General features: G+C 68.3%; 12 protein-coding genes, 1 tRNA gene and 1 riboswitch. Of the genes, 10 read left to right on the top strand and 3 right to left on the bottom strand.

From position 1 onward, the window contains the following. Window positions 1–273 precede the first annotated feature (273 nt). The 9 genes from AB0A65_RS00305 (at window position 274) to AB0A65_RS00265 (ending at window position 7515) form a co-directional block, all read left to right on the top strand. Window positions 274–1731 carry an RICIN domain-containing protein gene (locus AB0A65_RS00305; RefSeq protein ID WP_359943849.1) on the top strand — a complete coding sequence of 486 codons (1458 nt, stop codon included), beginning with the start codon at window positions 274–276 and terminating at the stop codon, window positions 1729–1731. Window positions 1732–1968: 237 nt separating this feature from the next. Continuing rightward, the gene (gene rpsE, locus AB0A65_RS00300; protein ID WP_359943846.1) at window positions 1969–2607 is read left to right on the top strand and encodes a 30S ribosomal protein S5; all 639 of its coding nucleotides are present in this window, start codon (window positions 1969–1971) and stop codon (window positions 2605–2607) included. A gap of 11 nt (window positions 2608–2618) precedes the next feature. Continuing rightward, complete coding sequence (gene rpmD / locus AB0A65_RS00295; RefSeq protein WP_106361906.1) at window positions 2619–2801, top strand: 50S ribosomal protein L30; 183 nt, start codon at window positions 2619–2621, stop codon at window positions 2799–2801. Window positions 2802–2803: 2 nt separating this feature from the next. Then, entirely contained in the window at window positions 2804–3277 is a 474-nt protein-coding gene (gene rplO / locus AB0A65_RS00290; RefSeq protein ID WP_359943843.1) for a 50S ribosomal protein L15, read from the top strand. A 237-nt stretch (window positions 3278–3514) separates the two neighbouring features. Next, on the top strand, window positions 3515–4852 hold the full coding sequence (gene secY, locus AB0A65_RS00285; RefSeq protein WP_359943840.1) for a preprotein translocase subunit SecY: 1338 nt from the start codon (window positions 3515–3517) through the stop codon (window positions 4850–4852). A gap of 109 nt (window positions 4853–4961) precedes the next feature. Beyond that, window positions 4962–5597: an adenylate kinase gene (locus AB0A65_RS00280; RefSeq protein ID WP_359943837.1), complete on the top strand. Its 636-nt coding sequence runs from the start codon at window positions 4962–4964 to the stop codon at window positions 5595–5597. 4 nt (window positions 5598–5601) lie between these two features. Continuing rightward, window positions 5602–6438 (top strand): type I methionyl aminopeptidase, encoded by an 837-nt coding sequence (map, locus tag AB0A65_RS00275; protein ID WP_359943834.1) that lies wholly within the window; start codon window positions 5602–5604, stop codon window positions 6436–6438. Window positions 6439–6461: 23 nt separating this feature from the next. Continuing rightward, a complete protein-coding gene (locus AB0A65_RS00270) occupies window positions 6462–7001 on the top strand; it encodes a DUF1707 domain-containing protein (RefSeq protein ID WP_359943831.1) in 540 nt (179 codons plus the stop codon). Between the two features lie 40 nt (window positions 7002–7041). Continuing rightward, window positions 7042–7515: a DUF1707 domain-containing protein gene (locus AB0A65_RS00265; protein WP_359943828.1), complete on the top strand. Its 474-nt coding sequence runs from the start codon at window positions 7042–7044 to the stop codon at window positions 7513–7515. Window positions 7516–7562: 47 nt separating this feature from the next. Here the strand turns inward: AB0A65_RS00265 and AB0A65_RS00260 are convergent. Beyond that, a tRNA-His gene (locus AB0A65_RS00260) sits at window positions 7563–7638 on the bottom strand. Window positions 7639–7695: 57 nt separating this feature from the next. Beyond that, window positions 7696–8328 carry an oligoribonuclease gene (gene orn / locus AB0A65_RS00255; RefSeq protein ID WP_359943825.1) on the bottom strand — a complete coding sequence of 211 codons (633 nt, stop codon included), beginning with the start codon at window positions 8326–8328 and terminating at the stop codon, window positions 7696–7698. Window positions 8329–8938: 610 nt separating this feature from the next. Here orn and AB0A65_RS00250 point away from each other — a divergent pair. Then, the gene (locus AB0A65_RS00250) at window positions 8939–9889 is read left to right on the top strand and encodes a sigma-70 family RNA polymerase sigma factor (RefSeq protein WP_359943822.1); all 951 of its coding nucleotides are present in this window, start codon (window positions 8939–8941) and stop codon (window positions 9887–9889) included. 70 nt (window positions 9890–9959) lie between these two features. Here the strand turns inward: AB0A65_RS00250 and AB0A65_RS00245 are convergent, their stop codons facing one another. After that, the gene (locus AB0A65_RS00245) at window positions 9960–10952 is read right to left on the bottom strand and encodes a C40 family peptidase (RefSeq protein ID WP_359943819.1); all 993 of its coding nucleotides are present in this window, start codon (window positions 10950–10952) and stop codon (window positions 9960–9962) included. 7 nt (window positions 10953–10959) lie between these two features. Then, window positions 10960–11121, bottom strand: a riboswitch (cyclic di-AMP (ydaO/yuaA leader). Window positions 11122–11244: the final 123 nt, after the last annotated feature.

Raw genomic sequence — 11244 nt, 5'->3', positions numbered from 1 at the left:
GCGCGGAACCGGATTTCGCGCGTCCCGTGCGTATCAGATCTATTCGGACAAGTCGTGATTACAATTCCGGCGCGGACTGTCGGGTACCTGACCGGAGATTATTGCCCGAATGGGGGACGACCGGTGAGTAGCTTTATCGGGTTCCATCGAAACGTGAGGAAATATGTTACTAAACCCGTTAGACGAAGGGTCTTTACAAGGAGGGGAATCTGTGGAAATATCGAAATCGTTCGATCCGGCCCTGCTCTTGGGGCCCAAGCGAAGGAGACGACGATGTCCTCACGACTGGGCGCGCTCGCGGCGGCGACGGCCCTCGCGACCGCCGTGCTCGGCCTCGGCGCCCCCGCCCCGGCCGAAGCCGCCGCGGTGGCGTTCGACAACGGGCAGACCATCACCGACACCTCCGGGAACCTCATGCACGCCCACGGCGGCGGCATGCTCAAGGTCGGGAGCACCTACTACCTCGTCGGCGAGCAGCGCAACGACTACCTCTTCGACCAGGTCTCGATGTACTCCAGCACCGACCTCGTCAACTGGACCTTCCGCAACGACATCCTCAGCGCCGAGTCCGACCCCGACCTCTCGCCCGCGAACATCGAGCGCCCCAAGGTCGTCTACAACCCCAACACCGGCAAGTACGTGCTGTGGGCCCACAAGGAGAACGGCGTCGACTACGGCGACGCCGAAGTGGCCGTGGCGGTCTCCGACACCGTGGACGGCGACTACGACTACCAGGGGTCGTTCCGCCCCGCCGGGTACGACTCCCGCGACATGACCCTCTTCGTCGACACCGACGGCACCGGCTACCTCATCTCCGCCGCCGACGTCAACTACGACCTCAACGTCTACCGCCTCACCGACGACTTCCTCGCCATCGACGAGCTCGTCTACGTCTTCGACGGATACCACCGGGAAGCCCCGGCGGTGTTCCAGCGGGGCGGCGTCTACTTCCTCGTGACCTCCGGCGCCACCGGCTGGAACGCCAACCAGACCCAGTACGCCACCACCACGAACTTCCCCGAGGGCGCCTGGTCCGGCTGGTCCAACGCCGGGAACTCCACCACCTACGGCTCCCAGCCCACCCATGTCACCACCGTCCAAGGCACCGCCGGGACCAGCTACCTCTACATGGGCGACCGCTGGGGACCCCAGTGGGGCGGCAAACCCATGGACAGCGAGTACGTCTGGCTCCCCATCAGCTTCCCCAGCTCCACCAGCATGACCCTCACCTGGTACTCCACCCTCAACATCGACGCCGCCGCGGGCACCATTCAGGGCGTCGTCGGCAGCGACGACGGCAACCCGTACTCCACCAAGTTCGTCAACGCGGGCTCCGGCAAGTGCATCGACGTCCCGTCCGGCTCCGGCACCGACGGCACCACCCTCATCCAGTACGGCTGCTGGTCCGGCGCGCCCCAGGCGTTCACCTTCGACCCGGTCTACCCCGGCTCGAAGGTCGGCTCCATCGCCAACACCGCCACCGGCAAGTGCTGGGACGTCCTCGACCAGTCCACCGCCAGCGGCGCCCCCGTCGGCCAGTGGGGCTGCTGGGCCGGGGGCAACCAGCGCTTCTCGCTCCGCGCCGCCTCTGGAGGCGGGTACCTGATCGTCGCCCAGCACTCCGGGCTGTGCGTCTCGGTCAGCGGCTCCTCCACCGCCGACGGCGCCGCCGTCGTGCAGAGCACCTGCACCGGCGCCGCCAACCAGCGCTGGGCCGTCACCGTCCGGTAAGACGCCGCATATATAAGGCGCCGTCGAGGCGCAGCCGAGGCCGCCGCGCGTTCCGAGAACGCGCGGCGGCCTGTGTCGCCTGCCTCATCCCCACCCCGCCGTTCGCCGCATGACCCTTGACCAGGCATAATCGAGAAGTTGCGCTCCGGCGCGACGTCTCCGGGTCCCGAACCCGGACATCCGATGCGAGTTGGCCCGTTCCGGGTCAGCGTTTAGCGAACGAAAGGAATCAGTCTCGTGGCTGATCAACAGCAAGCGGCCGGCGGCCGGGGCAGCGGCGGCAATGACCGCGGCGGCCGCGGTGGCCGGGGCGGGCGCGAGGGCGGTCGCGGTCGCGACCGCGCCGAGAAGTCCCCGCACATCGAGCGCGTCGTCACCATCAACCGCGTCGCCAAGGTCGTCAAGGGCGGCCGGCGCTTCGCCTTCACCGCCCTCGTGGTGGTCGGCGACGGCGCGGGCAACGTGGGTGTCGGCTACGGCAAGGCCAAGGAAGTCCCCGCGGCCATCGCCAAGGGCGTGGAAGAGGCCAAGAAGAACTTCTTCAAGGTCCCCCGCATCGGCGGCACCATCCCGCACGAGACGTTCGGTGAGGACGCGGCCGGCAAGGTGCTCCTGAAGCCCGCCTCCGCCGGTACCGGCGTCATCGCGGGCGGCCCCGTGCGCGCCGTGCTCGAATGCGCCGGCGTCCACGACGTCCTGTCGAAGTCCCTGGGCTCCTCGAACGCGATCAACATCGTCCACGCGACGGTGCGCGCGCTCAAGCAGCTCGAATCCCCGGAGGCCGTCGCGGCCCGCCGCGGCATGCCGCTGGAGGACATCGCTCCCCAGGGCCTGCTGCGCGCCCGCGCCGAGGCCGCCCAGGCTGCGCAGGCTTAGGGGGATCTGACATGGCACGTTTGAAGATCACCCAGCACAAGTCGGTCATCGGCGAGAAGCCGAAGGCCCGCGCGACCATCCAGACGCTCGGCCTCCGCAAGATCGGCCAGACCGTCTACAAGGAGGACCTCCCGCAGTACCGCGGCATGGTCCACCGCGTCCGTCACCTGGTCGACGTCGAGGAGGTCGAGTAGTCATGAGCATTCGCATTCACGACCTTCAGCCGGCCCCCGGCGCCAAGAAGGCCAAGACCCGCGTCGGTCGCGGTGAGGGCTCCAAGGGCAAGACCGCCGGCCGCGGCACCAAGGGCACCAAGGCCCGCAAGACCGTGCCGGCGGCGTTCGAGGGCGGCCAGCTGCCGCTCCAGAAGCGCCTCCCGAAGCTCAAGGGCTTCAAGCCGCACAACAAGCTCGTCTACCAAGTGGTCAACCTCGACCGCCTCGTGGAACTCTTCCCCGAGGGCGGCCAGGTCGGCCCCGAGCAGCTGATCGAGGTGGGCGTCCTCAACAAGAAGGAGCTCATCAAGGTCCTCGGCTCCGGCGAGCTGGAAGGCGTCAAGTTCGACCTGTCGGCGCACGCCTTCTCCGCTTCCGCCACCACCAAGGTCTCCGCCGCCGGCGGCTCGACCACCGTGGTGGACAAGAAGACCGGTGAGGCGCTCGCCGAGTAGGCGGACGAACAACTGAACTGCGCAAACGGGCCGGAGTTCCCTCCGGCCCGTTTCGTCATGCTGAGTGCCGATAACGCTGCGTCCGAATGCGCCTGCTAGGCTCCCTTGGCGAGGACCACCGTCTTCCTCGGGCGCGTGACCCTCTCGCTACGAACTTCACACGCCCACTGGTAACGAAAGGTGTTGCACCGCAACACCATGGGCCCCGCCAGGGGGTCTTGTTCAGGAGGAACCGCATTGCTCTCCGCCTTCATCAGCGCGTTTCGGACCCCGGATCTGCGCAAGAAGATCCTGTTCACCCTGATGATCATCGGTCTGTACCGACTGGGTGCGCAGATGCCGAGTCCCGGCATCGACTATGCCGCGGTGCAGTCCTGCCTCGGGGCACAGCCGGTAGATGAAGCGGGCGTCTTCGGCCTCCTGAACCTGTTCACCGGTGGAGCGCTCCTCCAGCTCTCGGTCTTCGCACTCGGCGTCATGCCGTACATCACCGCGTCGATCATCATGCAGCTCTTGACGGTCGTGATCCCCAGGCTGGAGCAGCTCCGCAAGGAGGGCCAGCCCGGCCAGGTCAAGATCACCCAGTACACCCGGTACCTGACGCTCGGCCTCGCCCTGCTCCAGGCCTCCGGCTACATCGCGCTGGCGCGGTCGGGCATCCTGTTCCAGACCGAGTGCCCGAGCCCGATCCTGCCCGACCTGTCGGCCACTGACGCGAACATCCCCTACTGGATGTCCGTCGTGACGGTCGTGGCGGTCATGGTCGCCGGCTCCGCGATGATCATGTGGTTCGGCGAGCAGATCACCGAGCGCGGCGTCGGCAACGGCATGAGCCTCTTGATCTTCGCGTCGATCGCCGCCCAGATGCCCGGCCAGTTCTGGTCCCTCCAGGAGTCCGAGGGCTGGTTCATGTTCGCCGTCATCGTCGGCCTCTGCGTCGCGATCATGGTGGCGGTCATCTTCATCGAGCAGTCGCAGCGGCGCATCCCGGTGCAGTACGCCAAGAAGATGGTCGGCCGCCGCATGTACGGCGGGACGTCCACGTACATCCCGCTCAAGGTCAACCAGGCCGGCGTCGTGCCCGTCATCTTCGGCTCGTCGCTGCTGTACATCCCGACGCTGTTCCGCCAGCTCAACCAGAACAGCGACGCCTCGTGGGTCCAGTTCATCGACCGGTACCTGCTCAACCAGGGCTCGTGGGTCTACATCACGCTGTACGCGTTCCTGATCATCTTCTTCACGTACTTCTACGTCTCCATCACCTTCAAGGTCGACGACGTCGCGGAGAACATGAAGAAGGCCGGCGGGTTCATCCCGGGCGTGCGCCCCGGCAACCCGACCGCGACCTACTTGCAGCGAGTCCTGTCACGCCTGACCTTCCCGGGCTCGCTCTACCTGGCCGCGATCGCTATCCTTCCCAATCTGGCCATCATCGCGTTCGGTAACCAGCAGCTGTTCGCTCAGTTCGCGTTCGGCGGCACCTCGGTGCTGATCATGGTGGGCGTCGGCCTGGAGTCGGTCAAGCAGATCGAGTCCCAGCTGATGCAGCGCCACTACGAGGGCTTCCTGCGCTGACGCAGGATTGAACTCGGTGCCACAGCGCGGCCGCCCAGGCCGCGCTATCGGCACGCTCGGCGAACGCCAGGACGCCGAGGATCGGCAGCACGACACGGGAGGAACTTCTTTGCGACTGGTACTCGTAGGCCCGCCCGGGGCCGGCAAGGGCACCCAGGCGGAGATCATCGCCGAGCGGCTCGGCATCCCCAAGATCTCCACCGGCGACATCTTCCGCGCCAACGTCTCCGGCGGCACCCCGCTGGGCCTCAAGGCCAAGGAGTACATGGACGCCGGTGACCTCGTCCCCGACGAGGTCACCAACGACATGGTGGCCGACCGCCTCGCGCAGGACGACGCCGCGGAGGGCTTCCTCCTCGACGGCTACCCCCGCAACACCGAGCAGGCGAAGGTCCTCGACGGCATCCTCAAGGCCGCCGGGACCGTCCTCGACACCGCGCTCGAACTGGTCGCCAGCGACGACGAGGTCGTGCGGCGCCTGTCCGGCCGCCGCGTCTCCAAGTCCACCGGCAAGGTCTACCACCTGGAGTTCGATCCGCCCGCGGACCCGGACTCCGACGACCTCTTCCAGCGCACGGACGACCAGCCCGAGACGATCAAGAACCGCCTCAAGGTCTACGCGGAGCAGACCGCGCCGCTCGTGGGCTACTACGAGGAGCAGGGCAAGCTCGTCCGGATCGACGCGATCGGCGAGGTCGCCGAGGTGACCGAGCGCGCGCTCGGCGCCATCGGCGCCGCGGAGTAGCCGCGTGTTCCGCCGTCGCGACCGGATCCAGTACAAGACCCCGGAGCAGATCCGCAAGATGCGGACCGCGGGCCTCGTCGTCGCCGAGGTCCACCAGGCCATGCGCGAGTCCGCGGGCCCCGGCGTCTCGACGGCGGAACTCGACCGCATCGCCGAGCAGGTCATCCGCTCCTCCGGGGCGGTCCCCTCGTTCAAGGGCTACGACATCGGCTTCGGCCCGTACCCGGCCTCGATCTGCTCGTCGGTGAACGAGCAGGTCGTCCACGCCATCCCGGCCGAGGACGCCGTCCTCAAGGCCGGGGACCTCCTGTCGGTCGACGTCGGCGCGATCGTCGACGGCTGGCACGGGGACGCGGCGATCACCATCGAGATCGGCGAGGTGGCCCCGGAGCTGCGGGCGCTGCGCGAGGCGTGCGAGGCGTCCATGTGGGCCGGCATCCGGGCCGCGGCGACGTCCAAGCGCCTCGGCGGGATCTCGCACGCGATCGAGCACTCCGTGGAGCACTCGGGCGAGTACGGGATCGTCACCGGCTTCGGCGGGCACGGCATCGGCACCGAGATGCACCAGGACCCGCACATCCTCAACTACGGCCGCCCGGGGGAGGGCCCGAAGCTCCGCCCCGGGATGGCCCTGGCGATCGAGCCCATGGTCACCCTGGGCTCGCCCGACACCGCGGAGCTGGAGGACGGCTGGACCATCGTCACCGACGACGGCTCCGTCGCCGCCCACACCGAGCACACCATCGCCCTCTGCGAGGACGGCGTGTGGGTCCTGACGGCCCCCGACGGCGGCGTCGAACAGCTGGGCGAACTCGCTGCGAGCGCGGCTCGCGGCGAATAGGCCGCCGGTGCCATAATGGCCTCGTGACCGAAGACCACAGCAGGCTGCGCATCTCGAACGCCGACCGAGACAAGGCGATCGAGCAGCTTCGCGCGGCGCTCGACGAGGGGCGCATCGACCTCGCCGAGTTCGACGAGCGCTCCCAGGCGGCGTACGGCGCCAAGACCAACGCCGAGCTCGACCTCATCTTCGAGGACCTCCCCGGCGGCCGCCCGAAGGAGGCCGAGGTCGTCCCCGCAGGTGAGACCGCCCCCGCGACCCCCTCGGCCCCGGCCGAGCGCCGCCGCGGCGGCCTGCGCCGCATCCCGGCCCTCCAGGGCCTCATCACGGTCGGCCTGATCACCACCGGCGTGTGGTTCGCGACCTGGATCGGCACCGGCGAGGCGCCGTACTTCTGGCCCATCTGGCCCATCCTCGGCCTCGGCATCGCCACGGTCCTCCAGGTGGTGAACCTCGGCTTCGGCGGCGACGACGATGACGACGAGGACGACCGCGACCGGGACGAGCGCCGCCGCGAACGCCGCGACGAGCGGCGCGACCGCCGCCGCCACTACGGCCACTGAACCGCCCCGAACACCCCGTCCCCCCAAGGAGAGCCCCGACATGTCCTCCCTCGAACGGTACGGCGACCGCACGATGCGGATCGGCAACACCGAGCGCGGCGCCCTGACCGAGATCCTCCGCGCCGCGGTCGACCAGGGGTACATCGACCTCGACGAGTACGAGAAGCGCGTCGACGTGCTCCTCGCGGCCCAGACCGTCGGCGACGCCGAGGTGGTCCTCGCGGACCTGCCCGCGTACCAGCGGATCATCGACGCCCAGGAGCCCGAGAAGCTCGGCACCCCCGACTGGATCAAGTGGCTGTGGTTCGGGTTCTCGATCCCGATCGGCATCAACTTCGGCGTGTGGGCGGTCGTGGAGGCCCTCACCGAGGGCTCGGTCTACTTCTGGCCCATCTGGGTCATCGTCCCGCTCGCCGTCATCGGCACGGCCCTGACGGCCGCCGAGCGCTTCATCATGCGGCCCGCCGAGGAGCGCAAGCGCAAGGAGCGCCTGCGCCGCAAGCGGAACCGCTAGCAGGGCAAGCGAAAAGCCCCGCGGCGATGCCGCGGGGCTTTTTCAGATGGGGTGATCGACGGGACTTGAACCCGCGACCTCCTGGACCACAACCAAGCGTTCTACCAGCTGAACTACGACCACCATCGGGCTTCAACAAGGAAGCCGGGGACAATAATAGCCACCCGCGCCCGCCTGATGTCAACGGGGTTGGGTGTTCGGGGTCTCACCGGACGCCTCGACCAGCGCCGCGGCGGCGGCCTTGGCCTCCTCGGTCGTCGGCCCCGGCAGCGGCACGAACACGGTGCGGCGGTAGTACTCCAGCTCCTGCACGCTCTCCTTGATGTCGGCGAGCGCGCGGTGGGCGAGGCCCTTCGGCGGCTGGTTGTAGTACACGCGCGGGTACCAGCGCCGCGAGAGCTCCTTGATGGAGGACACGTCGATCATCCGGTAGTGCAGGTGCCCGTCGAGGCGCGGCATGTACTTCGTGATGAACGTGCGGTCGGTGGCGATGGAGTTGCCGCACAGGGGGGCGGTGCGCGCTTCGGGGACGAACCGCTTCACGTACTCCAGGACCTGGTCCTCGGCGTCGGCGAGCGAGGTCTTCGAGGCCCGCACCTCGTCGGTGAGACCGGACTTGGCGTGCATGTCGGCCACGAACGCGCCCATGTTCCCGAGGACGGCCTCGTCGCACGCGATCACGATGTCGATGCCGTCGTCCAGGGGTTCGAGGTCCGGTCCGGTGACGAGCACGGCGATCTCGATGAGGGCTTCGGTGTCCGGGTCGAGGCCGGTCATTTCGCAGTCGACCCACACAAGGCGTTCTTCTGTCACCCGGCCAACTCTACGCGCCGCCGGTCACGGGCGTGATCTTCGAGTCACGGGCCCGGAAGGCCCCCGCGGAGGCCCGGGGAGGCGCAGACTGGAGGGGAACGAGGGGTGCTCGGAATCCGACATCAACAGCTGAGAATGGTGTTGCTTGTCACCGCTACCGTCCGCTATGGTGCGGGTATCAGAGCGTCGCCGCCTTCCCGGCCGTTATCCGAGTGATTCGGGCCGCAAAGAGATGATCTCTCAACTTTTTCAAGGTAAGGCGCGTGTACCCCTAGAGATTGAAGGTTTGCGATGAAGCAGGCCGGAGACGATACCGTGACCAGGAATCGGATCGCCCCACCGCGACGCCGGTGAGGTGATCTCCGTCTCAGAGGCATCATGAACGATCCCCGCCCCCGTCCCAGTGACAGGAGCCGTGAACCGAGCATAGCCCGCGAGACCGGACGACGGGATTGCGCGAACACCCGAAAGGGCACCCGTTCGCATCAGTTTCGTAACCGTGGCGCATCGAACACCGGGGCACGGAATTCCACGCAACGAAGCGGTCGTTGTAACTGGTACACCGTTCACGCGGTGTCGGGGGACGAGGAAGCTGGAGGAGACCTTGAGCGTGGATACTACTGAAACACCCACCCTCACCACCCAAGAGGTCGCTGAGGAACGAGACCTTGTAGGCGTCTACCTGCATGAGATCTCGAAGACGCCGCTGCTCGACGCTGCAGCCGAGGTCGACTTGGCGAAGGCGGTCGAGGCGGGTCTGTTCGCGAAGCACCTGCTGGGTGAAGGGGAGACCTTCGGCGGGGCCACCGAGAAGGAGCTCAAGCGCCTGATCGAGGACGGCGCCAAGGCGAAGGAACAGTTCATCAAGGCGAACCTGCGGCTGGTCGTGTCGATCGCCCGCCGGTACGTCCGCTCCGGGATGCCCATGCTCGACCTGATCCAGGAGGGCAACACCGGCCTGGTCCGCGCCGTCGAGAAGTTCGACTACGCGCGCGGCTTCAAGTTCTCGACCTACGCCACGTGGTGGATCCGCCAGGCGATCAGCCGGGCCATCGCCCAGCAGGAGCGCACCGTGCGCCTGCCCGTGCACCTGGTCGAGGACGTCAACCGGATGCGCAACGTCACCCGCCAGCTCACGCGTGAACTCGGCGGCGACCCCGAACCCGACCAGGTGGCCGCCGCGCTCGGCGTCACGGTCGAGCGGGTCAACGAGCTCATCCGCTGGAGCCAGGACACCGTCTCGCTGGACACGCCGATCGGGGACGACGGCGACACCAACCTCGGCGACCTCGTCGCCGACTCCGACGAGCCCAGCCCGGAGGACGTGGTCCTCGCCGGGATGGAGCGGCAGCGGATCGAGATGATGCTCAACCACCTCGACGAGCGCTCCGCCGGCATCGTCAAGGCCCGCTACGGGCTCGAAGACGGCCGCGAGCACTCGCTCACCGAGGTCGCGCACCGGTTCCACCTGTCGCGAGAACGCATCCGCCAACTCGAGATCCAGGCGCTCGCGCGCCTCAAGGAGCTCGCCAACGACCAGGTGATGGCCGAGGCGGCTTGAAGGCGTAGACGATGATGTGAACGGCGGAGGGCCGGGGCGAAAGCCCCGGCCCTCCGTCTTCGTCCTGGTATCAGACGCGGCGGTAGCCGTCGACCGACATGCCCATGTCGTCCAGGTTCGTGATCTTCACGACGTCGCCCGGCTTGGGCGCGTGGATGACCTGGCCGCCGCCGATGTACATGGCGACGTGGTTCTGGCCGTTGTAGAAGATCAGGTCGCCCGGTTGCAGGTCGCCCTTGTCGATCGCGCTGGTCTCGTCCCACATGGTCCACGTCGAGTGGGTCAGCGAGACGCCGGAGACGTTGTACGCGCCGACGATGAGGCCGGAGCAGTCCCAGGTGTCGGGGCCCGCGGCGCCGAACACGTACGACTCGCCGAGCTGGTCCTTCGCGAACTGGACCGCGGCGGTCGCGGCGTCGGCGCTGTACTCGGCCGTCGAGCCCGACGACGAGGAGGAAGAGGAGGAGGATGACGAGGACGAGGTGCTCTCGCTCTCGGCCTCCGCAGCGGCGGCGGCCGCCTCGGCCTCGGCGGCCTCGTCGTAGGCGGCCTGGGCCTCCTCGATCTGCGCGTCGAGCCCGTCGACCTCGGTCGTGAGGCCGGCGATCTGCGCGGTGAGGGTCTCGGTGGTCTCGGTGGCGGCCTCGGCCTCGGCGTACTTGTCGGTCTGCTCCTGCGCGTACCGGACGAGCGAGGAGACCTTCGCGCCGAGCTCGTCGTCGGCGGACTCGACCGCGGCGGTGACGTAGGTGAGCTGGACGTCGGAGGAGCCGTAGTCGGCGGCCGCGGCGTCGATGACGGCCTGCGCGGCGGCGAGGTCGGTCTGGAGGCCGGTGATCGTGGCGGCGGTGGCGTCGCGCTCGGTCTCGAGGTCCTCCAGGTGGTCCTCGATCTCGGTGGCGGACGCGGAGTCGTAGTCGATGTCGGCCGCGTGGGCGCGGCTGCCGGCGAATGCCGTCACGAGCCCGACGGTGGCGACGGTGACGCCGGTGTAGGCGGCGACGCGGCGGAGGATCGCCGCGGCGCGCGAGCGATGGTCGATGTCTGTGCAGGTTTGAGCCACCAGGTGGCCTTTCTTCCTCGACCGCCTACCGGGTTAGCTGTCGGGTTCGGGCAGGGAAGATCGCCCTACCCGCCAGGACGTTCGTCCTCGCGGGATTCACCCCTGCGCCGTCGGGATGGGGGGAACGGCGCGGCTGGGTCCCCGGCCCGCGCTGCGGTGTCTCGCCCTGCACCGGGAGGAACGGGCGTCATGCGCTGCGCGGCTCGGCGGTCCGGGCGGGTGGGTCTCTGGGGGAGCCCTGAGGACCCGACCGGAACAGGCGCCGACGTTAGTACGGGGTGACCCGGATCGC

The sequence above is a fragment of the Glycomyces sp. NPDC047010 genome (assembly GCF_040644205.1).
Lineage (GTDB): Bacteria > Actinomycetota > Actinomycetes > Mycobacteriales > Micromonosporaceae > Glycomyces.
This window is presented reverse-complemented; position numbering and strand designations above follow the sequence as displayed.

Bases quoted from the DNA above. Each gene is read 5' to 3' on its own strand.
- rplO (WP_359943843.1), top strand. From the start codon at position 2,804: ATGAGCATTCGCATTCACGACCTTCAGCCGGCCCCCGGCGCCAAGAAG.
- rpmD (WP_106361906.1), top strand. From the start codon at position 2,619: ATGGCACGTTTGAAGATCACCCAGCACAAGTCGGTCATCGGCGAGAAG.
- AB0A65_RS00265 (WP_359943828.1), top strand. From the start codon at position 7,042: ATGTCCTCCCTCGAACGGTACGGCGACCGCACGATGCGGATCGGCAAC.
- AB0A65_RS00305 (WP_359943849.1), top strand. From the start codon at position 274: ATGTCCTCACGACTGGGCGCGCTCGCGGCGGCGACGGCCCTCGCGACC.